20 protein-coding genes are annotated in these 24,608 nt (G+C 68.6%); 12 read left to right on the top strand and 8 right to left on the bottom strand.

What is annotated here, in order from left to right:
* The first annotated feature begins 40 nt into the window (after window positions 1-40).
* Window positions 41-874 (top strand): acyl-CoA thioesterase domain-containing protein, encoded by an 834-nt coding sequence (locus ACFRAQ_RS26460; protein WP_379104215.1) that lies wholly within the window; start codon window positions 41-43, stop codon window positions 872-874.
* A 236-nt stretch (window positions 875-1,110) separates the two neighbouring features.
* Window positions 1,111-2,460, top strand: coding sequence for a lipase family protein (locus ACFRAQ_RS26455; protein WP_379104213.1), 1,350 nt, complete (start codon window positions 1,111-1,113; stop codon window positions 2,458-2,460).
* Window positions 2,461-2,476: 16 nt separating this feature from the next.
* Here the strand turns inward: ACFRAQ_RS26455 and ACFRAQ_RS26450 are convergent, their stop codons facing one another.
* A complete protein-coding gene (locus ACFRAQ_RS26450) occupies window positions 2,477-4,027 on the bottom strand; it encodes an acyl-CoA carboxylase subunit beta (RefSeq protein ID WP_379104211.1) in 1,551 nt (516 codons plus the stop codon).
* Between the two features lie 233 nt (window positions 4,028-4,260).
* Here ACFRAQ_RS26450 and ACFRAQ_RS26445 point away from each other — a divergent pair, with 233 nt between their 5' ends.
* The gene (locus tag ACFRAQ_RS26445; RefSeq protein WP_379104951.1) at window positions 4,261-5,628 is read left to right on the top strand and encodes an ABC1 kinase family protein; all 1,368 of its coding nucleotides are present in this window, start codon (window positions 4,261-4,263) and stop codon (window positions 5,626-5,628) included.
* A 146-nt stretch (window positions 5,629-5,774) separates the two neighbouring features.
* Window positions 5,775-6,125, top strand: coding sequence for a hypothetical protein (locus ACFRAQ_RS26440; protein WP_357084789.1), 351 nt, complete (start codon window positions 5,775-5,777; stop codon window positions 6,123-6,125).
* A gap of 105 nt (window positions 6,126-6,230) precedes the next feature.
* On the opposite strand, the gene ACFRAQ_RS26435 is transcribed toward ACFRAQ_RS26440, so the two are convergent.
* Window positions 6,231-6,461 (bottom strand): hypothetical protein, encoded by a 231-nt coding sequence (locus ACFRAQ_RS26435; RefSeq protein WP_379104208.1) that lies wholly within the window; start codon window positions 6,459-6,461, stop codon window positions 6,231-6,233.
* Window positions 6,462-6,787: 326 nt separating this feature from the next.
* Here ACFRAQ_RS26435 and ACFRAQ_RS26430 point away from each other — a divergent pair, with 326 nt between their 5' ends.
* Complete coding sequence (locus ACFRAQ_RS26430; protein WP_379104206.1) at window positions 6,788-7,153, top strand: hypothetical protein; 366 nt, start codon at window positions 6,788-6,790, stop codon at window positions 7,151-7,153.
* 21 nt (window positions 7,154-7,174) lie between these two features.
* Here the strand turns inward: ACFRAQ_RS26430 and ACFRAQ_RS26425 are convergent, their stop codons facing one another.
* The 5 genes from ACFRAQ_RS26425 to ACFRAQ_RS26405 form a co-directional block, all read right to left on the bottom strand.
* Window positions 7,175-10,183, bottom strand: a complete 3,009-nt coding sequence (locus ACFRAQ_RS26425) for an alpha-mannosidase (protein ID WP_379104949.1) — start codon at window positions 10,181-10,183, stop codon at window positions 7,175-7,177.
* Between the two features lie 142 nt (window positions 10,184-10,325).
* Window positions 10,326-11,213, bottom strand: a complete 888-nt coding sequence (locus ACFRAQ_RS26420; protein ID WP_379104204.1) for a DUF4231 domain-containing protein — start codon at window positions 11,211-11,213, stop codon at window positions 10,326-10,328.
* On the bottom strand, window positions 11,210-15,514 hold the full coding sequence (locus tag ACFRAQ_RS26415) for a TIR domain-containing protein (RefSeq protein ID WP_379104202.1): 4,305 nt from the start codon (window positions 15,512-15,514) through the stop codon (window positions 11,210-11,212). The genes ACFRAQ_RS26420 and ACFRAQ_RS26415 overlap by 4 nt, the downstream gene beginning before the upstream one ends.
* Window positions 15,515-15,673: 159 nt before the next feature.
* Window positions 15,674-16,339: a respiratory nitrate reductase subunit gamma gene (locus ACFRAQ_RS26410; protein WP_379104200.1), complete on the bottom strand. Its 666-nt coding sequence runs from the start codon at window positions 16,337-16,339 to the stop codon at window positions 15,674-15,676.
* 112 nt (window positions 16,340-16,451) lie between these two features.
* Window positions 16,452-16,931, bottom strand: a complete 480-nt coding sequence (locus ACFRAQ_RS26405; RefSeq protein WP_379104198.1) for a pyridoxamine 5'-phosphate oxidase family protein — start codon at window positions 16,929-16,931, stop codon at window positions 16,452-16,454.
* 126 nt (window positions 16,932-17,057) lie between these two features.
* Here ACFRAQ_RS26405 and ACFRAQ_RS26400 point away from each other — a divergent pair, with 126 nt between their 5' ends.
* Window positions 17,058-19,007, top strand: coding sequence for an FAD-dependent oxidoreductase (locus ACFRAQ_RS26400; protein WP_379104196.1), 1,950 nt, complete (start codon window positions 17,058-17,060; stop codon window positions 19,005-19,007).
* A 45-nt stretch (window positions 19,008-19,052) separates the two neighbouring features.
* Here ACFRAQ_RS26400 and ACFRAQ_RS26395 read toward each other — a convergent pair whose 3' ends face one another.
* Window positions 19,053-19,658 (bottom strand): TetR family transcriptional regulator, encoded by a 606-nt coding sequence (locus ACFRAQ_RS26395; RefSeq protein WP_379104194.1) that lies wholly within the window; start codon window positions 19,656-19,658, stop codon window positions 19,053-19,055.
* A gap of 109 nt (window positions 19,659-19,767) precedes the next feature.
* Between ACFRAQ_RS26395 and ACFRAQ_RS26390 the strand changes: the two genes are divergently transcribed.
* The 6 genes from ACFRAQ_RS26390 to ACFRAQ_RS26365 all read left to right on the top strand — a co-directional run bounded on the left by ACFRAQ_RS26390 (window position 19,768) and on the right by ACFRAQ_RS26365 (window position 24,606).
* The gene (locus tag ACFRAQ_RS26390) at window positions 19,768-20,994 is read left to right on the top strand and encodes an alkane 1-monooxygenase (RefSeq protein WP_379104192.1); all 1,227 of its coding nucleotides are present in this window, start codon (window positions 19,768-19,770) and stop codon (window positions 20,992-20,994) included.
* Window positions 20,994-21,173: a rubredoxin gene (locus tag ACFRAQ_RS26385; RefSeq protein ID WP_357278151.1), complete on the top strand. Its 180-nt coding sequence runs from the start codon at window positions 20,994-20,996 to the stop codon at window positions 21,171-21,173. The genes ACFRAQ_RS26390 and ACFRAQ_RS26385 overlap by 1 nt, the downstream gene beginning before the upstream one ends.
* 1 nt (window position 21,174) lies before the next feature.
* Entirely contained in the window at window positions 21,175-21,360 is a 186-nt protein-coding gene (locus ACFRAQ_RS26380; RefSeq protein ID WP_357084824.1) for a rubredoxin, read from the top strand.
* Complete coding sequence (locus ACFRAQ_RS26375; RefSeq protein WP_379104189.1) at window positions 21,357-22,607, top strand: NAD(P)/FAD-dependent oxidoreductase; 1,251 nt, start codon at window positions 21,357-21,359, stop codon at window positions 22,605-22,607. The genes ACFRAQ_RS26380 and ACFRAQ_RS26375 overlap by 4 nt, the downstream gene beginning before the upstream one ends.
* 302 nt (window positions 22,608-22,909) lie before the next feature.
* The gene (locus ACFRAQ_RS26370) at window positions 22,910-23,737 is read left to right on the top strand and encodes an MlaE family ABC transporter permease (RefSeq protein ID WP_379104187.1); all 828 of its coding nucleotides are present in this window, start codon (window positions 22,910-22,912) and stop codon (window positions 23,735-23,737) included.
* Window positions 23,737-24,606: an MlaE family ABC transporter permease gene (locus tag ACFRAQ_RS26365; protein WP_379104185.1), complete on the top strand. Its 870-nt coding sequence runs from the start codon at window positions 23,737-23,739 to the stop codon at window positions 24,604-24,606. The genes ACFRAQ_RS26370 and ACFRAQ_RS26365 overlap by 1 nt, the downstream gene beginning before the upstream one ends.
* Window positions 24,607-24,608 lie beyond the last annotated feature (2 nt).

Raw genomic sequence — 24,608 nt, 5'->3', positions numbered from 1 at the left:
ACAGTGGATTGATCGATTCGAGTGGACGGGAGCCGGTGCCGTGGTGGATGTGCCCGCGTATTTCGACGAGGTGGACGGCGGGTTCTTCCCGACGTCGTTCGCGGCCAGCCAGTGGTCCTCGGCGCAGGTGGTCGGGCCGGCCCTGACCGGCTTGCTGGCGCGCGAGCTCGAACGGACCCAGGCCACCGAGGGTTTCGTGCCGGTGCGGCTGACCGTGGACCTGTTCAGCGCCGCCCGCTTCGAGCACACCACCACCCCGGTGGTGCGGGTGCGCGACGGCAAACGGATCCGGGTCGCCGACGTGAGCGTGGTGCAGGGCGGCACCGTCGCCGCGCGCGCCACCGCCGTGCTGCTGCAGCCGTCCGAACAGCCGCCGGGGGAGCTGTGGCGGCGGGAGCGGGAACCGCAGCCGCCCTCGCTCGAGATCGCCCCGCCCTCGGCGCTGCCGCAGACGCCGCTGTTCAACAGCGGCGAGGGCTCGCCGGTGTGGAACTCGGTGCCCACCGACCACGAGAACGCCGACCGCAAGCGCACCTGGCAGAACCCGATCCGGGTGGTGACCGGTGAGGAGCTGAGCCCGTTCGTACGGGTCGCGGTGGTGGCCGAGGCGACCAGCATGATGACCAACTGGGGCGACAAGGGCATCGGGTTCATCAATACCGATATGACGCTGGGCCTTTCGCGGCAGCCCGAGGGCACCGAGATCGGCGTGGAGGCCGACAGCCACTTCAGCGAGCACGGCCTGGCGGTGGGTGTGGCCACGCTGTTCGACCGGATCGGGTCCTTCGGCAGCTGCATGGTGACCTCGGTGTCCAACGCGGGCCGCCAGATCAGCAACGCCCAGCTCGACATGGTGATGCGCAAGCGGCTGTGATCCGCCGGCGCTCTCGGCAATCGGTCCGCGAGATCGCGAATCGATGACGGGATGGGCGTGACACGCGGTCCGGTCAGGGCACGGACCGGTCTCGAACTGGCGTCGAACCGACCACTCCCGAGTGTCGCAGTCGTGTGTCCCCGTAGGCTTCGCGGACCACCGACCGACCGATTCGTGGGGGAGTTGTGCTGAGTCGCTTGCGAAGACTGGCCGGTGCCTTGACGATCGGCTGCTGCGTGATCCTCACGTACTGCGCCGCACCGGGTTTCGCGCAGCCACCCGAGCCCGGAGCCGCGCCGAACCCGCCCGGCATCTCCCTGCCCGATATCCAGCACTGGATCGACCAGCTGCTCCCGGCGCCCGCCCTCGCCCCGGCCCCCGCCGAGTCCCCGTTGGTCGACACGCCGGAGCTGGCACCGGATCTGGCGGCGCTGCGGGCCGCCACCATGCCCGCGCCGATCGGCGATCCGTTCATCGACGACTGGCCCGCCGGGCTCGACACCCTGGATCCGGGGGGCATGGTCGCGGTGCGCGACGTAACCGCCACGGCCGCACCGACTCTGATCGTGCCGGTGCGGCAGGTGCTCCAGTTCAAGTACCGCACCAACGACTCTCACGACGAGCCGTCCTACGGGATCGCCAGTCTGGTGCTGCCGATCGGGCAGTGGACCGGGCCGGGACAGCGGCCGGTGGTGGTCAACAATCTGCCCATCGACGCGCTGGGCCGCGACTGCAACCCGGGATACACGCTCGCGCACGGGTTCACCCGGGCCGCCAATCTGACCGGCTACGTGCTGCCCACCACCCAGCTGGCGCTGCTGCGCGGCTACGCCGTGCTCATCACCGACCACGAGGGCCCGCGCATGGCCTACGCCGAGCCCACCGTGGCCGGGCACGCCATCCTCGACGCCATCCGCGCGACCCGCGGCTACCTGCCGGATGAGCTGGGCGAGAGCAAGTTCGGGATGATCGGGTACTCCGGCGGGGCCATCGCCACCAACGGCGCGGTGAAGGTGATGGCCGAGTACGCCCCCGAACTGTCGGAGGTGGTGGTCGGCGCGGCGCTGGGCGGGGTGCCCGCGGACTTCAGCATCCTGGCGCGCTCGATGAACGCCAACCTCGCCTCGGGGGTGTTCCTGGGCGCGGTGTTCGGCATCGGCCGGGAGCGGCCCGAGATCCTGGCCCGGATGAACCACCTGGCGCAGTGGGTGGCGACTTCGCCGCTGATCAACAGTCAGTGCAGCGAGGTGTTCGCGCTCCCGGGCGTGCTGCAGCTGCCCATCGACGTCGCCGCCAATATCCCCGATCCGCTCGACAGCGATCTGGCGCACGAGATCTACGCCGTCACCCGCATGGACGGCAAGAAGTCGCCCGTGCCGCTGTTCATCTTCAACGGCGAACAGGAATTCTGGGTCCCCGCCGAAGGCGCGAAGAACCTCTACCGCGAGCAATGCGACCTGGGCGTGCCCGCCGTCTACCGCAGCGTCCTCGGCGAACACTTCATCGCCGCCGCCACCGGCTACCCCGAATCCCTCACCTGGCTCGACCAGCGATTGCAAGGCATACCCGCGCCCAACGAGTGTTGAACGCGGGCAGCGCTTTCTACATCGGGAAGAGGTTGTGCTTGCGCGGGTTGGGCTTGCGGACCGCGTTCTTGTCACGCAGCAGACGCAGGGCCTTGCGGATCTCGAGGCGGGTAGCGGAGGGCTCGATGACCGCGTCGATGTAGCCGCGCTCGGCCGCCACCCACGGGTTGTCGATCAGCGCGTTGTAGAAGTCGACCATCTGCCGGCGGACCGTCTCGCGCTGCTCGGGCGGGGTTGCCGCGAGGGTCTTCTTGCCGGTGACGGTCACCATGCCGTCGGCGCCGATGACCGCGATGCGGGCGGTCGGCCACGCCAGGTTGACGTCCACGCCGAGCTGCTTGCAGCCCATGACCGCGTAACCGCCGCCGTACGCCTTGCGGGTCACGATGGTGACGATCGGGACCGTCGCCTCGATCAGCGCGCGGAACATGCGGCCACCGCGCTTGATGACGCCGTTGCGCTCCTCCTCGACACCGGGCAGCACGCCCGGGGTGTCGACGACGTAGACGAGCGGAATGTTGAACGCGTCGCACAGGCGGATGAAGTACGCGCCCTTGTCCGAGCAGGCCGCGTCGAGCGCGCCGCCCAGCACCATGGGCTGGTTGGCGATGACGCCGACCGGGCGGCCGTCCACGCGGGCGAATCCGGTGATCAGGTTCTGCGCGGCCGCCTCGCCGACCTCGAGGAAGGCGCCGTCGTCGAAGATGCGCAGCAGCACCTCGTGCATGTCGTAGCCCTGGCGATCGGAGTCCGGGATGATCCGGTCCAGTTCGCGATCGGAGTCGGTGATCTCCGGCTCCAGGCCCGGGTTGATGACCGGCGGCTCCTCGATGCAGCTGCTGGGCAGGTAGCTGAGGTACTCGCGGGCCCAGTTGAGCGCGTCGACCTCGGTGCGGGCCACGTGGTGCAGCAGGCCGTTGCGCGCCTGCACGGCCGCGCCGCCCAGCTCCTCGGCGCTGATGTCCTCGCCGGTGATGCCCTTGATGACCTCGGGGCCGGTGACGAACATGTACGAGTCGTCGGTGGCGACCAGCACGTCCATATTGACCGGGCCGTACACCGAGCCGGCCGCGCACTTGCCGAACATGACCGCGACCATCGGCACGAAGCCCGACAGGTCCTCCTGCAGGCGGCACATGGTGGCGTACCAGGCCAGGGCGGTCACGCCCTCCTGGATGCGGGCGCCGCCGGAGTCGTTGATCACCACGACCGGGCAGGCGTTCTTGTACGCGAACTCCATGACCAGGCGGACGCGGCGGCCGAAGGTCTCGCCGACCGAACCGCCCTGCACCATCGAGTCGTGGGAGATGACCACGACCGGGCGGCCGTCGATCAGGCCGCGACCGGTGACCACGCCGTCGCCGTAGAGCGCGTGCGGCTGGCCGGGCGAGCGCATGAGCGAGCCCATTTCGACGAAGCTGCCCGGGTCCAGCAGTATGTTCACCCGTTCTCGGGCGCTGGCGACGCCTTTGGCAAGTCGCTTCTGGATACCCTTCTCACCGGTCGGTTCCTCGGCGATCTCCAGAAGCTTGCGCAGTTCCGCCAGCTTTTCCGCTGTACCCGTCATTACGTAGGTCTTGCCTTTCACCGTCAATGGCCGGGCTCGATCGGGGCCCGCGTCGAGCCGGATCGCGACTCGACCGCCCACGGTACCGTGCGCGTCCCCTTCCTAACCAGTGAACGCCGGGCTATGTGCCCGGTCTCGCGCCGGTCGAGCTTCGGTCTCATCCCGCGCCGGGCCCCGCCCGTGGCGCGAAGTCCCCCGCCGTCAGCGATACACTGCCGCCCGTGAGCTCACCTATGACTGTGCGATCGGGAACGCCCGAGGTGATCCGGCCCGACCTGGACACCTTCGGATTCTCGGAGTGGCGGCGGACCGCGGTCGTCGGCGCGGTGCTGGGCGGCTCGGTGGTGTCGAGCGTGCTGCGCGGGGGCCTGCGCCCGGCCAAGCGCAAGCGCGCCGCGGCCGAGGGCGTGGTGAACGGTTTCGAGACGCTCGGCCCGATGTTCGTGAAGCTGGGCCAGCTCATCGCGTCCTCGCCCGGCGCCTTCCCGCGCGAGCTGGCCGACGCCTGCCTGCGCTGCCTCGACGACGTCCCGCCCTTCGCGGCCGCGGACGCGCGCGCCATCATCGAGGCCGATCTGGGCAAGCCGATCTCGGAGCTGTTCCTCGAGTTCGACGACGAACCGCTCTCGGCCGCCTCCATCGCCCAGGTGCACGCGTGCGTGCTGCCCGACGGCCGTCCCGCGGTGGTGAAGGTGCAGCGGCCCGAGATCGCCCGGCGCATGATCGTGGACCTGCGCGCGGCCATGCGGCTGGCGCGCACCCTGGAGAAGCGGTCGGAGAACGCCCGCGTCGCCAATACCCAAGCGGTGGTGCGGGATCTGTACGAGGCCACGGTCGCGGAACTGAACTTCCTGATCGAGGCCGAGAACCAGGCTCGCGCCCGCGAGCAGCTGTCGGCCTTCGGCGACAACACCAAGGTGGCCGTGCCCGAGGTGTATTGGGACTTCTGCGCGCCCCGGGTGCTGTGCATGGAGCGCATGCGCGGCATGCCGTTGGACCGCTTCGACGACATCCGCGAGGCTCACCCTGAGCCCGAACTGCTGATCCGCCGCCTGGTGAAGGCATGGATGGAATCGGTTGCGGTGCACGGGGTCTTCCACGGCGACGTGCACGCGGGCAACCTGTGGCTGCTCGACGACGGCCGGGTGGCCATGCTCGACTTCGGCATCGTGGGCCGGATGGAGGTCGAATGGCGCGAGTTCGTGCGCGCGCTGTTCTACGCCAGCTCCATCGACAACGACTTCCGGCCGGTGGCTCGCGCGCTGCGCGCCCTGGACCTGGTCGCTGACGACAGCGGCGACGACGCCACCATCGGCCGGCAGCTCGCGACAGCGCTGGGCCCGGTGCTCTCGGGCAGCCTGGACAAGCTGGATCTGGGCCTGGTCTCGGCGCGTCTGCTGGAGTTCGGCAAGCGCCGCGGCGCGTCCGGCCCGCAGCAGCTGGTGCTGATGGGCAAGCAGCTCGGCTACTTCGAGCGGTACGCGGTGGCGCTCGCGCCCGGCTGGAAGCTCGGCCGCGACCTGTACCTGTTCCGCAATATCTTCCCCGCCGAGGTGGCAGCCAAGGCCGCCGCGGAGAACATCACCCTGCCGACCGACTGACAGCGGACCCGCTCGGGCTGTCCGCGGCCCCGTCAGCGGCGGCTCGCGCAAGCCTGAGAGAAGCGTCAGGAAACCCTCAGGCTACGACCAGATTCGCCCGGCACTGTGGATGGCAGACAGTGTCGGGCGAGCGTGCGAGGTGCGGAATGGTCGAATTCGAGGTCACCGGAACCACTGTGACGGCGCGGGTCACCGGCGCGCACAAACTGCTCGCGCTGCGCGACCACGTGAGCTTCGACCTGGCCCAGGTCACCGCCGTCGCGCCCGCCCCCGTGGATCTGCGCCCGCCGTGGCTGCGGACGCCGGGCACGTTCTTCCCGGGCGTGATCGCCGCGGGTATCTTCCGCGGGAAGGGCCGCAAGGAGTTCTGGGATACCCGTTTCGACGGTCAGGGCGTGCTGATCGAACTTGCGGGCGCGGATTTCACGCGCCTGGTGGTGGATGTCGCCGAGCCGGTTGCGGAGTTGCGGCGGCTGTCGTCGGCGCTGGCGGCCTGAATTCCCCGTCAAAGCCGAATTGCTCGTGCCGCGGACCCGATTTCCGGCGGGCGCGGCACGAGCTGGTCGGGGTGGACTTTTCGGGGGTAGTGGTGGATGGGAATATCAGGGGGTCGGGCAGAGGAAGGCGCCGGCGGGCGGCGGGGCGGGGACGATCCGCTCCGGCGCGACCGCGGCGGGTCCATTGCCGGCCGGGACGTTGGGCGCCACCGCTCCGGGCGCCGACCCGGGCGTCCCGACATCGCCGGATCCCCATGCCGCGGACGGGTTCATGGTGAATACGGCCGCACAAACGAACGCACTGACGAGCAGGCCGATCGCTTTCTTTTGCGTCATGTCGTACGACGCTACAACCAGCTCAACAAAATTCGTGGTATTGCCGGATCGCCGGAATGTCGCGACCTGCTGATCGTGTACACGGTTGGGTGAATTCCACTGTGGCACAGACAAACTAATCGGTCGAAACGGCGTGTTTTCGGACTATTGTGTTATGGACTGTGCCAAACCACGTTTCGGTTACGAACCGGCGTGTCCGGGGGTGTTTCGTCCGCTTCTATTGTGGACTGCCGGAAAGACCCGACCGGGAGGGACGCGCAATGGCTGCTGGACCTGGTTCGAGGATCGCCGTCGCGGCGGCGCTCACGCTGGCGGTTTCCGCCGCGATGACCGCGAACGCGCCGATCAGCGCGGCCGCGGGCACGTGCGGATCGAGCCTGGGGGATTACCGCGGGGAATTCGCCGTCGAGGGTGAACCCGGGACCGTGCTGAGCTTCGACGGAGCGGGCGGCCTCACTTTTCGCAGCGCCCGGCTCGGGAACGGTGAGGGCCTGTACGCCGTCATTTCGTCGGGCGGATTCACCGCCACCCTGCGCATGGCCGACAGCGGTGAAGACGCGGCGCGGCCGGAGAATGCGACCTCGATGGTCAAGAGCACGACCCTCCTCTGCCCGACCCAGGGAACGCAGGTCGGGAATTTCCGCTCACTGGATCAGAGCAGCCGCCGGTTCGATTATGTGAGGTCGGCCTGAAAAGCCGGTAGCGGCAATGGTTTACCGAGTGAATCGGAGCGTGACGAGCTGGAAAGGCCGCAGGCGCAGTCGAATTCCCTCATCGGCGGATTCCGTGACGTTTTCTTCGGGTAATGGACGCTCCAGCAGGTCGCAGCGGCGATAACCGGTGTACTCGAAATCCGGTGTGAGCAAAGCGGTGGCGCGGCCGCCGCCCGCTTCGTAGAGCCGGACCACGACATCACCGGAACCGTCCTCGGCCAATTTGACGGCACTGGTCACCACGTCGTCATTGTCGACGGTGAACAGCGGTGCCACGGGTTCGGCGACGCCCGGGGTGACCGGCGGCAGATTGATCCGGTATCCGGAGCGCACGGCATCGGTGATCGAGGCGCCCGGCAGCAGCGCGTGCCGGAAATGGTGTGCGCCGTGGTCGGTCTGCGGATCGGGGAACCGCGGCGCGCGCAGCAGGGACGCGCGGACGGTGATGGTGGTGCCGCCGTCGGGCCGCACCGCGCGGGTCAGATCGTGGCCGTAGGTGGAGTCGTTGACCAGGGCCACGCCCCAGCCGGGTTCGGCCAGGTGGATGAAGCGGTGATTGCAGGCCTCGAACTTCGCGTACTCCCAGCTGGTGTTGGTGTGCGTGGGCCGGTACAGGTGCCCGAACTGGGTTTCGGAGGCGTAGCGGTCCGCGTGGATATCCAGGGGGAAGGCGAGTTTGAGGAACTTCTCCGTCTCGTGCCAGTCGACCGTGGTGGCGATCTCCAGCGCACCGGTGTCCGGGCGCAGGGTGAGGACCTGCTCGACCGTCGAGGAGCCGAAGGAGCGGCCGACGCGGACGACGGCGTCGGTGGTGGCCCCGGACTCGGCCACGAGGAAGTCCACTTCGGTGAGATCGGTGACGGTATTGCGATAGAACTGGTCGACATCCCAGGCATCCCAGGAGTTCGGGTAATCCTGGTGCAGCTGGAGCAGATTGGCGGCCGCGCCCGGCGGCAGGGTCTCGCGCCGCTGCCCGAGGTCGTAGAGCGACACGACCAGGCCGCGCGCGTCGACCTCGACCCGCGTCCGGTCGTTGGCGAGCGCGAACCCGCCGTCCGGCCGCTCGGTCACCGTGGTGCCGCGGCCGGGCACCACCGGTCCCGCGCCGCCGGCCGGGACACCCCGCCAGGCGTGCGGGGCGGGGTTGAAGACGTGGGAGCCGGACCGTTCCCCGCCGAGTGCCCATTGCGCCCGTTCGATGATGGCCGCGAGCTCGGCGGCCACCCGCGCGTACGTTGCCTCGGCTTCCCGATGCACCCACGTGATGGACGAGCCGGGCAGGATGTCGTGGAACTGGTGCAGCAGCACCGTCTTCCAGAGCCGGTCCAGGTCGGCGGCGGGGTATTCGAAATCGGTGCGGACCGTCGCGGTGGCGGCCCACAGTTCGGCTTCCCGCAGCAGGTGTTCACTGCGCCGGTTGCCCTGTTTGGTTTTGGCCTGGCTGGTCAGGGTGGCGCGGTGCAGTTCCAGGTACAGCTCGCCCACCCAGACGGCGGGGTTCGCGTATTCGGCCTCGGCGGCGGCGAAGAAGTCGGCGGGCCGCTCCCAGGTCACCTTCGGTGAGCCCTCGAGGTCGCGCAGGCGGGCGGCGCGCGCGATCATCTCGCGGGTGGTCCCGCCACCGCCGTCGCCCCAGCCGGTCGGCGCGAGGGACCGGTTGGCGCGGCCCTTCTCCTTGAAGTTCTTGGCGGCGTGCGCGATCTCGCGGCCCTGCATGGAGCAGTTGTAGGTGTCGACGGGCGGGAAGTGGGTGAAGATGCGGGTGCCGTCGATGCCCTCCCACAGGAAGGTGTGGTGCGGGAAGGTGTTGGTCTGGCTCCACGAGATCTTCTGGGTGAGCAGCCATTTGGACCCGGCTGCCTTGATGATCTGCGGCAGTCCGGCGGCGAAGCCGAAGGTGTCGGGCAGCCACGCCTCCTCGTTCTCGATGCCGAATTCCTCGAGGAAGAACCGTTTGCCGTGCACGAACTGGCGGGCCATGGCCTCGGAGCCGGGCATATTGGTGTCCGATTCGACCCACATGCCGCCCGCGGGCACGAATCGTCCCTCCGCGACCGCTTGCTTGACCCGGGCGTACACCTCGGGCCGGTGCTGTTTGAGGAAATCGTATTGCGCCGCTTGGGACATGGTGTAGATGAAGTCGGGTTCGGCGTCGAGCAGCGCGGCCATATTGGCGGTGGTCCGCGCGACCTTGCGCACGGTCTCGCGCAGCGGCCACAGCCAGGCGGTGTCGATGTGAGCGTGCCCGACCGCGGAGATCAGGTGCGCGGACGGCACGGCCGGGCGCGCGAGCACCCCGGTCAGGCAGGCGCGGGCGGCGCCGGCCCCGGCGTTGACGTCCTGCAGGTCGATGGCGTCGATAGCGCGTTCGATGGCCCGGACGATGTCGTAGCGGCGGGCGGGGTCCTCGGGCATCTCGTGCATGAGCTCGCCGAGCACCTCGAGATCCTGGACCAGCTGCCACACGTCGTCATCGAAGACGACGAGATCCATTCGGCCCAAACGGTATTGGGGATCGGCGCCCGCGGTGGCGAGGTCGCCGAGTCCGGTCGGCCCGAAGAACGGGATGATCGGGTTCGACGCCGCCTCCACATGGAACAGCACCTGCTCGCCGCCGCGCGCCGGGGCGGCGATGCGCACCCACTGATTGCGCGGATGCAGCCCCTTCACCGGTGTCCCGTCGGGGCGATACACCAGACCCTCGCACTGGAACCCGGTCTGGTTCGCGTCGAAACCGAGGTCGATGATGGCCTCGACGGTGCGTCCCGCCCACTCCGGCGGGACCGTGCCCTCGACGGTCAGCCAGCTGGTGCCCCAGGGTGCACCCCACGGAGTACCCGGTGATGTCGGTGTGCGCGGTGCGGCCAAACCCTCGGCCACCGGCACCGGTTCGCCCGGCGCTTCCCAGATCGACACCCGCATCGGCGTGGACTCCGGGTACACGGCGGGTTTGATGCGGTCGAGCACCCGCCCGAGCCTGCCCTCGATCAACCGGCGGTCATCGTGCATAACGGTGGCTCCCATCGGGCGTGGGTGGTGACCGGCGAACCGTCTCCCGCCCGACTCTAGCGGCCGCGCAGCCCGCCTCCGGGAATGATCGGACCGTCGGCGCGGGCAGTTCGGCTCAGATGTGTCGGCAGGCGAACACCGATCAGGAACCAGCGGTGGCGCTCTCGGTCCACTTGGCCATCCAGGCGCTGTTCTCGGTGGCGATCACCGATTCGCAGGCGGAGACGAACGCGGGCCAGTCGGTGTGGGCTCCGGCGGCCCAGTCGTCGGCGAGGGCGCGGAGGCGGTGGGCGGTGGTGAGGTAGGTCATGGCGAGGTAGTCGTAGCGCTGGGCGGTGAGGTAGGCGGCGACATTGGCGGTGGCCGTGGTCAAGACGGCGACCCAGGGGGCCAGGGCGGTGGGGCCGGTGCCGGAAGCGATGGCCGCGGCGGCCGCGACGAGCGCGGTCGTCATACCCAGCGCGATCGCGAACCTGCGCCAGCGCGCCGCGTACCGCGTGTATCGGCGGGCCGTCGGCCGATAGTAGTCGTCGATCTGGCCCTGGATTCGTTGCCGGACATAGGTTTCCGGTGTCAATGCGGACGGCGGTGGGGTCGGCTGGGTCGCGGCGTCGTCGACGTACGGCAGCAGATCCGCGGCAGCGGTGACGATTTCGGTCATCTCGTGGCGTAGGGCATCGACGCTGGTCTGGGCGCCCGCACGGAACTCGAAGATCAGTCGTTTGATGCCCTCCGACGTCGCCCGCGCCCGCGTCCACGCCCGGATCGCATCTGGGGTCAGGTACTGGAATCCGACGAAAGCGGCCAGCGCCAGGCACACCGCGCCGACCGCCGCGACACAGGTCCGTGCCACACCGCCCGAATGCGCCACCGTCGCCGCCGCGGTCGTGCACAGCGCGCCGATCGTGCTGGCCGTGAACGCCGTGATCCGCGCGCGATCGAGACGGCGCTTGAGCCGGCAGGCCGCCTGCGACCAGCGCAGCCGGTCGGCCCAGATCTCGGCGACGACCTGATCGTCGTTCCCGCTCACGTGTCGGCATCCGAGGCGATCGGCAGGCCGTCACAAGCCTTGCGGTAGGGGATGTCCGGGGACACCCACTCGTTCCACTCCTTGTGGCTCATATTGGCGGTGAGTTTGTCGCACAACCGGTCCGGCCAGGCGGCGGGACCGGGCCAGAGATGGATGATTGCGTGTCCGTCGGCGCTGAACGATGACCCGATTGTCGCGAGTCGGCGGTCGTCGGGGCTGACGGCGAGTGCCCTGATGGTGTCGGCCGGGCCGACCATCGGTCGGCCGACCGGAAGCCCCGATGCCGCGTCCCAGATCCGGACGGACTTACCGGACCCCGCGATCATGTATCTGCCGTCGGCGCTGAACGATATGGCCGTGATGGCTCTCGTGGGATCGGTGATCGAGTCACTGATCAGCTTCCGGGAATCAGCGTCGAACAGCCGGATGGACTCCTGGCTCGCCGAGGCGATTCGCCGGCCGTCGGGGCTGTACGTGAGGAATTCCGCATGGTTGGTGTCGGAGATCGGCTCGCCGACCTGATGATGGGTGTCGGCATCCCAGACCTTGATTTTGCCAAGTCCGCCATTGGTGATGAGATGCCGGCCGTCCGGGCTGAAGGCCACGGTGTTGACAATCGAATGCTCGTCGATCGGTGTGCCGATCTGGTTTCCGGTTCTCGGATCCCACAACATCACACTGAGATCGAGTCCGAAGGAAGGGGACGTCAGGTCGTAGGCCTGGAAGCCGTCGGTCAGAAGATTGGCTGGCACCACTCCGCCGACGGTGGCCAGCCGGGTTCCGTCCGGACTCAGCACCGAGCTCAACGAATTCGGCGCGCCGATCTCTCGTTCGGCCATAGGTGCACCGGTTTTCGCGTCGAACGTCGCGATCGTGTAAATGGGGATCAGATCATCGAAAGTGACAGCGATCCGATCGGTCGGTCTCTTGTATGCCGTCTCCAGGGTAATGATGCGGGCGCCGCCGTGGCTGAAGACCGCATTCACAGGTACCGCGTTGTCCCTCCTGATGCTCGAGACGAGGGCGCCCGTCGCGGCGTCCCAGATGCGAATGACGCCGGGCAGACTCGAACTCGGATCATTTCGGGCACCGGCGGATACCAGGCGGGTACCGTCCGCGCTGTAATGCACCGACATCACCGATGTGTCGCCCGCTGCGATCACCGTCCCGATGGTGGCCGCGGTGTCGGTGTTCCACACCCGGATGGTTTCGTCGCCGCCTGACAGCACCCCGTGTCCATCGGCGGTGAAGCCGACGCCCTTGACGCTGCCGTGATGTCCGGTCATAGGGGTGCTCGTCGGCTGCCGAGATGCGACGTCCCACAGCCGAATCGTTCCGTTCGAGCTGCCGGAGACGACATTGCGCCCATCCGGGCTGAATCCGATCGCCTCCACCGTATCGTCGTGACCGCTGAGCGCAGCCCCTGCCGGTTGGAGGGTTGCCGCGTCCCAGAAGTGCACGAGATTGTCGTACCCGCTGGATGCGATGAGGCCACCGGCCGGAGCGACAGCGACAGCCAGTGCGGTCTTGTCTTCCTGGTCCGGGGTCTGCGCGACCGTCGCGCCGGATTCGGTGTCCCAGAGTCGCAGGCCGGAATTCGTCGTGGTGACGATACGGTTTCCCTCCGGCAGAAAGGCGATACGCCAGGCCATGTCAGTGCGTTGTTGCATCGTACGAAGCTGTTGTCCCGCACCGATATCCCATATCTGAATCGCGCCCGGGAACACGCTTGCGGCCAGATGACGTCCGTCCGGGCTGAATGCCACCGCTACGACCGCCCCGGTTCCAGTCTTGAACGGGCCGGCAATATGCGAACCATTCTGGGCATCCCATATCTGGACCGTTCCGTCATTGCCCGCGGTGGCGAGCCGCCGACCATCTGTGCTGTAGGCCAGGCGGTTCACGGCACTCTTGTTGTTCGTGGTGAGTAGCGGGCCCGTGGTCCGGCCGGTTACTCCGTCCCGTAGCTGTACCGTCCCCCCGCTTGCGGACGCCGCACGGCGCCCATCGGGACTGACGGCGAATGCCGTGACGGAGTCATGTGCAGGTGTATCGAGTATCTTCACCTCGGCAGAGGTCGTCGAGAGCGCGTCGAGGACCGCGCCATCGTCGGGATGCGATCCGATCTTTCGCGCGGCGAGAATCTGTTGGATGGCCCGCGTGTCACCACCCGGCCGAACCCCGGCGAGCATGGCTTGCCCTTCGGAGACCAGGCGCAGGGCGGTCGCTTCGTGCAGCCGCCGATCGGATTCGTTCTGCGCCAGCGTGGTTCGTACCGCGAAGAACCCGGCGACCAGGGCCGCGACGACGGTGAGTGCCAGGACCGCCCGCAGGATGTGCGTCCGGCGACGCAGCCCGTCGGCGTAGGCGCGGGCGTCGTTCAGTTCCTTCTCGCGCCGTTGCTGTTCGGCTGCGGTCTCGGCGTCCTGCCGTTGCCGGGACGCGGTGAGGTACTCGCGCGCGCAGGCCAGCCGATCGGCGAAAGCCGGAGTGGCGGCGACCTTCTCGGCCTCGCTCAGCCGGGTGCCCTCGATCAGCCAGGCGTCGTCGCGCCCGCTGCTCTCCCATTCGGTGGCGGCGCGGTCGAGGCCGTCGGCGGTCCGTAGATCGGAGGCTTCCTCGCGCAACCATTGGGCGAGGGCGGGCCATTCGCTCAGCAGGCTTTCCAGCGCGACCTCGATGGTGGTCTCGCCGCCGCGTTCGTCCTGGACCAGCAGGCGGTGGTCGACGAACGCGGCGATGAGCGGGCGGCTGGTGGTCGGCAGGTCGGCGAGGCGCGCGATGCGGCGCAGCGGCTGATCATTGTCCGCGGCGATGGTGGCCAGCCAGGGCACGAAGGCCGCGCGCAAGTGCGCCAGCTGTTGTTGCCGCTCCGAATCGTCCTGGGCGAGTATGGAATCGATCTCCGATTCGACCACGTGCGCCATCCCGCCCATGGCCGTGTAGTCGGCGCTCGTCAGTGCGCCGGCGGCGGCGTAGTCGAGGTAGAGCCGCCACAGTGTCAGGGACAGCAGTGGCAGTGGATTGGCGCTGTCCGCGCAGTCGGCGAGCAGTCGTTCCACGAGATCCTCGCGGACCGTGAGCCGATTGCCCGCTGCGGTGGCGCGCTCTGCCGGCCCCTGGATGACCTCGGCGAACCGTGCCGGTTGCAGGGGGCGCAATTCGTCGAACACCACGCTCTTCACGTCGGCGAGGGCGGGTGAGGTCTGCAGCGGTTCGTAGCGATCGGCCCGAATGGTCAGTGCGGCAATGATATCCAGGCCGTCCTCGACCAGATGGGCGAGAAGCGACTGGAACAGCCCGGCCTCGCGTCCGGCCTCGCTGCCGAACAGCTCCTCGGCCTGATCTACTGGGAGCACGATCGTCGGAGGCACGGTGTCGCCGGCGTCGGGCGTCCCCGCCGTCGCGGCGTCCCGCGTTTCCCGCAGCCAGGTGGTGACTTGTGCGGGGTCGGACACGCAGGCCGCCTTGATCGCACCGAGGGTTGGTTTCGTGAGGCCCAGCCGCCGGCGCGCCGCATAAAGCGATGCGGCCAGGCCGACCGGGCCGGTGACCGCCGCTCGTTCGGGGCGCACGATGTCGAGCACCAGGAAGTGCCGGTCGTCGCGCCGCAGGCGGGGGAGTAGTCCGGCACGCAGGAACGACGATTTGCCCGTGCCCGACGGGCCGAGGATGACGAACAGGTTCTCGACGCGGGAGGCCCGCATGCCGCGCAGCATGTCCAGGCCGCGCACGATCTGCGCGTCCCGCCCGAAATACACCGCGGCGTCGACCGCTTCGAACGGGGCCCATCCCCGATAGGGCGCGCGCCCGGGGTCACCGGTCGGCGGCCACTCGAAATATTCGGCGCCAATTCCGGCTTCCCGCAAACCGCGCCACAACCGTCGCAGTCCGTCGGTCGAGAATTCGACGGGCGGGCCCCCGCTGACGGGTACCGCCGTTGTCGGTCCGCTAGGGAACAGATCGCATTGCTGCCAGTCCCGGGTGGATTCGCGGCTCACGAACGGTTCGAGGCGGGCGGCGAAGATCCGCTTGTTGAGGTTCTCCGCGGTCCGCGCCTCGGCGCGGCATTCCGGCGAGGAGTCCCAGTGCTCCGACAGCAGACAGATCACGGCTTCACAGCGGGAAGTGGCTCGGACCAGGGCGTCTTTCCATCGGACCCCGGGCGCGATCCCCGTGTCTGGGTCCAGATCGAGGAAGATCTCGTCGGCGAGGGCGGGGTCCTGCGTGACGAGCCAGGCCTTCAGCGCAATGGCCTGCCGGTTGTCCCGGCTGGAATGGCTGAGGAAAATGCGCGCCATTTCTCGAGTGTCGCCGCTTCCGTCGGCGGCGTCATGAGTACCGCATTACTCGAACCCAAGGTGATATCCGCGCACAGGCGAACAATCGATCTGCCGTGCGCGAAAACAGCAATTCTTAGCAATGGGAGCTATCTCCCGGAAATCTCGGTGGTGGACGGATCAGACCGTCGGCGCGGACCGATAGGAGGCGGGGACCGCCTGCCGCAGCAGCCGCAGGGTGGGTACGGACAGGATCCCGGCGAGCCGGGTGTAGGGCCAGATCGCGATGATCGCCACCACGATCAGCCCGCGCGCCTGGTACAGGAGAGGTGCGTGATCCATGCCGGAGGTGTCGGGGTGGAGGGCCAGCAGGGAACGCGCCCATGGGAACAGGGTTTCGGCGGCGCGGTAGCGGCCGTCGGTGGCGCTGCCGTCGAAGGTGACGAGTACGGCCGACAGGAGCGCGGCGCTGAGCAGTGGCAGCGTGAGCCGATCGAGGGGGGTGACCCGATGCCGCACGTCGGCGGAGATCAGTGGCGGGATCAGGATCAGCGCCGCCCCGGCGACGGTGACGGGCGCGGCGACGATCTGCACCGCCGACAGCAGGACCTGGATGTCGTGCTCGGGGCGAGTATGTGGCCCCGACGCGAGCATCTCGGCCACCCGTACCGCGAACACCACCGGGAAGCCGGTCCGCACGGCCGCGATCCCGATCCGCTGTGCCTTGTCGATGTGTGGCCCGTACAGGAAGCCGAGGAAGCCGTCGCGCCGGTACCGCCATAGATGTCCGGCCGCGCACGACACGACAGCGGCATACGGCAGTACCACCCAGATCGCGATGATCATGCCTTCACCCCACATTCGGTCGGCACCGACAGCACTGGCCGAGCAACTGTCGCACGCCGGCGTGCGCTGGAGAAGTGTCGAATCGTGCCACCTCCGCGGGTAGGGCGGTGGGCTATTGCCAGAGGTGGGACATCATGTGCGGGTACCGAACCGGTCGGTAGTCGGTGAAGGTGATGTCGCGGACGTGAGAGAAGTCCGACCACAACAGTTTCCCGCCCGCGAGCCGCGCCGGGAATCGCACTCGCGCCCGCACCTGCCGCAGTTCGTCCTCGGTCGCGGCGCGTGTGGGACCGGCGGTGCCGTAGAGCCGAACTCCAGGTGGCGACGGGAAGCGCGCGGTCAGCAGCGCACGGAACCAGAACAGTCCGCGGCCGTCCACCGCCAGCAGGCAGATTCGCGGATCGCGGTCCAGGTTGCGGCCCAGCGCCTCGGCGTACTGGTCGAAGTAGAAGCCGGTCGTGTCGTCGCGCAGGAACACCGTGCCGATCGGTGCGATGGTCGGCGCGCCATCAGGGTCGGTCGAGGCGAGGGCGCAGTGGGCGGCGCGAGAGACGGTCTCGCGGATGCGATCCCAGTTCTGTTCGAGGGTCACGACCGGTCCTGTTCGATAGGGGCTGACTGAACGATTCGAGGGTAGGTGGATTCGGCCGGGCGGCATGTGAGGGCGGTGTGCCGCAATTGCCGGGACAGCGGCGGGTGGGTAGCGCATGATGGCGGCATGGGTTCAGATGCGGCGCGGCGGGCCGTACTCGAGATGGTGTGTGACACTTTCGCGCCGGGGGACGGGGGTGAGGTGGCGGCGGCTTCCGCGTTGGGGGTCGCCGACACGGTCACCGAGTTGCTCGGGCGCAATCCCCGGGAGGCGGAGCGGCGGCAGTTCGAACTGCTCATGCGCGTATGGGATTCGCGGGTGTTCGGGGCGCTCAATGGGGCGGGGTGGCGCAAGTTCTCGCGGCTCGGCGCCGAGGAGCGGGAGCGGATGCTGCTCGGGATGGCCAACTCCCGGATCGAGCAGAAGCGGGCGCTGTTCCAGGCGTTGAAGGGGGCGGCGGTCACCTCCTACTACCTGACGCCGGGACCGACCGGGGTGAATCCGGTGTGGGACAAGATGGGCTTTCCGCCCGCGTTCGGCCCGGTGGAGGGCGCGAAACGCGGGCTCAGCCCGGAGCGGCCGGACTCCGACACGACAGTCGTATGCGATGTGGTCGTGATCGGGTCGGGTGCGGGCGGCGGGACGGCCGCGGCGGTCCTGGCCCAGGCGGGCCTGGATGTCGTGGTGCTGGAACGCGGCGACTACCTCGACGATCCGGACTTCGGCATCGGTGAGAAGGAAGGGTTCCTGAAGCTGTACGCGCCGGGTCCGGCCGCCACCGCCGAGGGCCAGCTGAGTCTGGTGGCGGGCAGCGCGCTGGGCGGCGGCACGGTGGTCAACTGGACCACCTCCTTCCGCACTCCGGACGACGTGCGCGCGGAATGGGCCGGGCTGGGCGCGAGCCAGTTCGCCGAGCAGGAGTACAGCGACGCTCTCGACGCGGTGGTGTCCCGGCTCGGGGTGAACCTCGACCATTCGCCGGCCTCGCGCCGCGACGAGATTCTCGAACGCGGCCTGCGCAAACTGGACTGGCACGTCGAGCCGCTGCCCCGCAACGTCCGCGACTGTGATGCCGGAATCGAATGCGGGCGTTGCGGTTTCGGCTGCCGCATCGGGGCCAAGCAGTCGGCGGTCAAGACCTGGCTGGCGGATGCGGCCGCGGCGGGCGCGCGCCTGTTCGTCGGCACCGACGTGCGGCGCATCGAGGTCAGCAATGGCACCGCGACCGGCGTGGAAGCCGTGACGGCGGACGGGCGTTCGGTGTCGGTGCGCGCACGCGCGGTGGTGGTCGCCGCCGGGGCGATCCAGACTCCCGCCCTGCTGCGCCGCTCCGGACTGACGAATCGTGCCATCGGCGACTATCTCCGACTGCATCCGGCCACCGCGGTGTTCGGCGTCTTCGACGAGGAGATCCGCCCGTGGGAGGGCGGCCTGCAGACCCGCTACTCCAAACAGGACCGCGACCTGGACGGCCACGGCTACGGCGTCATCTACGAGACCGGGCCCATGACCCCGGGCCTGTCGGTGGGCTTCCAGGCGTGGACCGGCGCGGCCGCGCATCGCGACCGCATGCTGAAACTGGCGAATACGGTGGCCGTCGGCGTCATCACCCGCGACCGCGACCACGGCTCGGTGGAGACCGACAAGCAGGGCGAGGCCGTGGTGCGCTACCGGCTCTCGGCCCGCGACGCCGCCCACATGCACACCGGAATCGTCAATGCCGCAAGCATTCTGGAGGCGGCGGGCGCGCAGCGGATCTTCTCCGGGCATCAGGCGGGCGTCGGCTACGCGCCGGGCGTCGAGGGCAGCCACGAGGACTTCGCCGACCGGGCGGCCGCCGCCGGCTACGCGCCGGGCCGCTGCTCGATGGGCGCGCTGCACATCATGGGCTCGGCCCGGATGGGCGGTTCCGCCGCGGATTCGGCGACGAATCCCGACGGCGTCACCTGGGATGTGCCGAACATCGTGGTGGCCGACGCCTCCTGCTTCCCGACCTCGTCGGGGGTCAACCCGATGGTCAGTATCGAGGCCATCGCGTACATGAGCGCGACCCGCCTGGCGGCGCGGCTCGTCTAGCCCGATTCGGGGGCGCGGCACGCTGTTTCGCGCGCCGCGCCGTCCTCACAGCACCGAGCCGTAGGCGCCGACTATCACCTTGTTGATCTGCCCCACGGCCCGGTCGATCGGCCCGGTCGGCTGGAACAGGTGACTCAGCGCGAGCCGGACCAGCACCTCGGTCATCGAGGTCAGTTCGGCGTCGCTCATCGCGGGCAGCCCGTACTGCGACCGGATGCCCGCCGAGAGCGCGGTGACCGCGCGGCCCAGTACCGGCTCGGTCTCGGTCATCAGCACCGGCAGCAGGGAGCTGTCGGTTTCCGATCGCCCGGCCAGCACCGCCTTGATCAGCGTGTTGTCGGCGCCGGTCCGCAGCGTGTACTCGGCCGCCGCGGTCATCCCGGTCGCGACCTCGGTCGGATGCGCGGCGAGGCACTCGGAGATGCCCACCAGGAAGGTGTCGACCTCCTGCTGGATCACCACTTCGGCCAGCTCGTGCTTGTTGGCGAACTCCTTGTAGAGCACCGGGCGGCTCACGCCCACCTCTTTGGCGAGCCGCGACATGTTCACCGCGCCCCAGCCCTCGGTGATGACGATGCGCCGGCCCGCTTCGATGATCCGCTCGCGCAGCAACAGCCGCATCTCGGTCTGGAAGTTCGGTGCTTCAACCACGTGCCGATCGTACATGGGCTCAACTTTCGTCTCTGTCGTTGACAGACTGGATCACAGTGTATCTAATGAATACAGTTCTTGAGAAAGTGTAAATGCTAGGAGTACGGCAATGACGACGTCTCGTTCTCGAATCGAGGAGGCCTCGGCCCGCCCGCAGTGGCGTGACCGCAAGCGCTATCTGTGGCTGCTCGGTCTCGTTCCCCCGACCGCCCTGTTCCTGGCGATGGCTCTGGTCTGGGCCTTCAACGAGTTCGGCTGGACCGCGGTGTCGCCGGTGTGGTGGTGGATCGGCCCGCTGATCGTGTACGTGCTGCTGCCGATCCTGGACCGCTTCTTCGGCCCGGACGGCCAGAACCCGCCCGATGAGGTGATGGAGTACCTCGAGAACGACAAGTACTACCGGTACTGCACCTACGCCTACATCCCGTTCCAGCTGCTGAGCCTGACCGTGGCCTGCTACCTGTGGACCGCGAGCGACCTGTCCTGGCTGGGCGTCGACGGCGGCCTGGGCCTGATCTCCAAGCTGGGCCTGGCGCTGAGCATGGGCGTGATGGGAGGCGTCGGCATCAACACCGCGCACGAACTCGGTCACAAGAAGGACGAACTCGAGCGCTGGCTGTCGAAGATCACCCTGGCCCAGACGTTCTACGGCCACTTCTACATCGAGCACAACCGCGGCCACCACGTTCGCGTCGCCACTCCGGAGGATCCGGCCAGCGCCCGCTTCGCGGAGACCTTCTGGAGCTTCCTGCCGCGCAGTGTGTGGGGCAGCCTGCGCTCGTCGTGGGAGCTGGAGGCCAAGCGCCTGGAGCGGCTTGGCAAGCGCCCGTGGACGATTCGCAACGACGTGCTCAACGCGTGGCTGATGTCGGTGGTGCTGTTCGGCGCGCTGGCCGTGGCGTTCGGCCCGGCGGTGCTGCCGTGGCTGGTGATCCAGGCGATCTACGGCTTCACCCTGCTGGAGACGGTGAACTACCTCGAGCACTACGGCCTGATGCGGCAGAAGACCGCCGGCGGCCGCTACGAGCGCTGCACCCCGGAGCACAGCTGGAACTCCGACCACATCGTCACCAATATCTTCCTGTACCACCTGCAGCGGCACAGCGACCATCACGCGAACCCCACCCGCCGCTACCAGATCCTGCGCAGTATGGACGGCGCCCCGAACCTGCCCAGCGGCTACGCGAGCATGATCTCGCTGGCTTACTTCCCGCCACTGTGGCGCAAGGTGATGGATCACCGCGTGCTCGAGCACTATTCGGGTGATATCACCCGCGCCAACGTCCAGCCCCGCAAGCGCGCCCGCGTGCTCGCCCGGTACGGGGCGGTGGCGTGATGGCCTCCTACCGCTGCCCGATCTGCGATTACGTCTACGACGAGGCGAAAGGCGCGCCGCGCGAGGGTTTCCCGGCCGGCACCGCCTGGTCCGCGGTCCCGGACGACTGGTGCTGCCCCGACTGCGGGGTGCGCGAAAAGATCGACTTCGAACCGGCTTCCGCTCAGAAGGGACACTGATATGAGCACCGACTTCAAACTCTTCCGCTGCCTGCAGTGCGGCTTCGAATACGACGAGGCGCTGGGCTGGCCCGAGGACGGCATCGAGCCGGGCACCCGCTGGGACGACATCCCCGACGACTGGTCCTGCCCGGATTGCGGTGCGGCCAAGAGCGATTTCGAGATGGTCGAGGTCAGCCGCGCGTGAGCGGGCGCATCGTCATCGTGGGCGCGGGCGTGGCCGGGGCCACCGCCGCGCGCACCCTGCGCACCGAGGGCTACACCGGCGAGATCGTCCTGCTGGGCGCGGAACCCACCGCGCCCTACCGGCGGCCGATGGTCTCCAAGGAACTGCTGGCCGGCGGGGTCGAGGACCGGCGGTCGCTGTTGCATCCCCCCGACTTCTGGGCGGGCAACGACATCGACCTGCGGGTGGGCGTGCCGGTCGAATCCATTGATCCCGGACCGGGTCTGGTGTGGCTGGCCGACGGGACCGCGATCGGCTACGACTCGCTGCTGCTGGCCACCGGCGCCGTGTCGCGGCGGCTGGCGGTGACCTCGGATCGGTCCGTGGCGTCCGACGCCGTGTTGCCGGTGCACACCCTGCGGGGCCGGTCCGAGGCCGAAGCCCTGCGGGCGACGTTGGAGCGGGATCCGTCGTTGCTGATCATCGGGGCCGGGCTCATCGGCTGCGAGGTCGCCGCGACCGCCCGGGGTCTGGGCGCGGAGGTGACGGTGCTCGACGCCGGGACCGCGCCGCTGGAGCGGGTCGCGCCCGCCGTCGTCGGTGACTACATCCGAAAGCTGCACGCGGACAACGGGGTGGCCATCTCGACCGAGGTGCGGCTGTCGCACCTGGCCTACACCGGCAACGAAGTCGTCGCCGTGGCCGAGGACGACCGCACCTGGACCGCCGCGGCGGCGCTGGTGGCGATCGGATCTGTCCCGGACACTCGGCTCGCTGTCACCGGCGGGCTGGCCGTGGACGACGGCATCCGGGTGGACGAGCGGTATCGCACGTCGGCTCCGGGCGTGTTCGCCGCGGGTGACGCGGTGAATCGACTGGATCCGAAATCGGGTGGATACCGCCGCGAGGAGCATTGGAACAGCGCGCAGGCGCAGGGTGCGGCCGCGGCGCGATCGATGCTCGGGTTGCCCGCTCTGACCGCGGAGGTCCCGTGGGGCTGGTCGATGCAGTACGGCCGGAACGTGCAGTTCGCGGGCGTGATTCAGGCCGACGACGAGCTGATCGTGCGGGGGAGTGCGGAGTCCGGTGACGCGACGGTGCTGGCACTGCGCGACGGTCGCGCCGTCGGTGTGGTGGCGATCGCCCGCCCGGCGGAGTTCCGGGTCGCGCGCGACCTGATCGGCCGGGGAGCGGTGCTGGACGCGGGGGCGTGCGTCGACGAATCCTTGCCGCTGGCCGAGGCGCTCGTACTGTCCGGACAGTCGTGAGGGCAGTCGCCCGCAGTTGAGCTAACACCTCGCTATATCTGAAATGCCACTGGACCAACCGAATGGTCCGGTGGCATTTCGCATTTGCCGACTCATTGCTGAAAAGTGCTGGTAATCCGTGCTATTCGCGCGGCGCGCGTATCTTTCTCCGCTCTCGCGATCCCTGTCAAGGCCCTGGTTATTTCGGTGAAGACTGACACGTCAGTCCGAAATCTGTATTACTGTCTCGGTCAGTCGGAACCGGGTCAACAGAGGGACCGGTCGGCATCGACCAAACAGTAGGGGCTGTGGGGTGGTGAACATTGGTCGAGAAAGTTGTTCGGGGGCCGGAATCACTATGGCAGGCAATCGAATTCGCACTCTCAGGGCTGCGCACGTTCGGCCGCGCCATTCAGCTGGCGATCGCGGCGTTCCGGTTCCTGATCGTCGATATCGTCCAACTTCGCCATCCTTGGCGTGACACCCTCCAGCAGGGCTGGTTCATCGTCAGTGTGACGGCGATTCCCGCTGTGCTGGTGTCGGTTCCGTTCGGCGTGATCGTAGCGGTGCAGGTGGGGAGCCTGACCCAGCAGGTCGGCGCGAGCTCGGTGTCCGGCGCGGCCGGCGGCCTCGGCGTCATCCGGCAGGGCGCGCCCATGGTGACCGCGTTGCTGCTGGGCGGCGCCGCAGGTTCGGCCATCTCCTCGGATCTGGGCGCGCGCACCATTCGCGACGAGGTGGACGCCTTGCGCGTCATGGGAATCGACCCCGTGCGGCGGCTGGTCGCCCCGCGGCTGGCGGCCATGATCGCGCTGACACCGCTGCTGTGCATGCTGATCATCTTCATGGGCGTGTTCACCGGCTACGTGATCGCCGTCGGCTTCCAGGGCGTGACGCCCGGCTCGTACCTGTCGGCGTTCGCGGCCTTCGCCAAGATGAGCGACCTGTGGGTGGCGATCGTGAAGTCGATCATCTTCGGCGTCATCGTGCTCATCGTGTCGTGCCAGCGTGGGCTGGAGGCCACCGCCGGCCCCAAGGGCGTGGCCAATGCCGTGAACGCGGCGGTGGTGATCGGTGTGATCGCCGCCTTCGGCGTGAATCTGGTGATCACGCAGCTGGTGTCGATGTTCATCCCGACGCAGGTGGGCTGATGACCCAGGTACCGGCGAAGTACACGCCACTCGGGACCGCGGGGCGGGTGATCGGCTCCTCGGCGCAGGCGCCCATGTCCCTGGTCGAATCCCTCGGTCACCAAGCGACTTTCGTCTACGAGGTGCTGGCGGCCATCCCGCACACGCTGCGGGTGTACCGGCGTCAGACCATGCTCATCCTGTCCGACATCACCTGGGGGTCCGGCTCGCTCATCGTCGGCGGCGGCACCGTGGCGGTGCTGGCGTTCCTGGGCATCGCGGTCGGCGGGTCCATCGGCGTGGAGGGCTTCACCGCGCTGAACATGGTCGGGATGGGCCCGCTGACCGGGTTCGTCTCCGCCTACGCCAACACCCGCGAGATGGCGCCCATGGTGGCGGCCATCGGTTTCGCGGCGCAGGCGGGCTGCCGGATGACGGCCGAGATCGGCGCCATGCGCATCTCCGAGGAGATCGACGCGTTGGAGGCCATCGGCATTCGGCCCATGCCGTTCGTGGTGACCACCCGCGTGATCGCGGGCGCGATCACCATCGTGCCGCTGCACCTGCTCACCCTGATCCTGTCGTACCTGTCGTGCGCGACCGTGGTGAACGTCCTGCACGGGCAGTCCTCGGGCACCTACTACCACTATTTCGACGCTTTCCTCCAGCCCGGCGACGTGATCGCCTCGCTGATCAAGGCGACGATCTTCGTGGTCACCATCATTCTCATCCACGGCTACCAGGGCTTCTACGCCTCGGGCGGACCGGAAGGCGTGGGCCGGGCCTCCGGTCGCGCCATTCGCGCCAGCCTGGTGCTGGTGGTCATCCTGGACATGATCCTGACGATCGTGATCTGGGGCCTGGATGTCGGCATCCGGATCTCGGGGTGAAA

Origin of the sequence: Nocardia sp. NPDC056611, assembly GCF_042792755.1 — a bacterium.
In the GTDB taxonomy this organism is placed as follows: Bacteria; Actinomycetota; Actinomycetes; order Mycobacteriales; family Mycobacteriaceae; genus Nocardia.
This window is presented reverse-complemented; position numbering and strand designations above follow the sequence as displayed.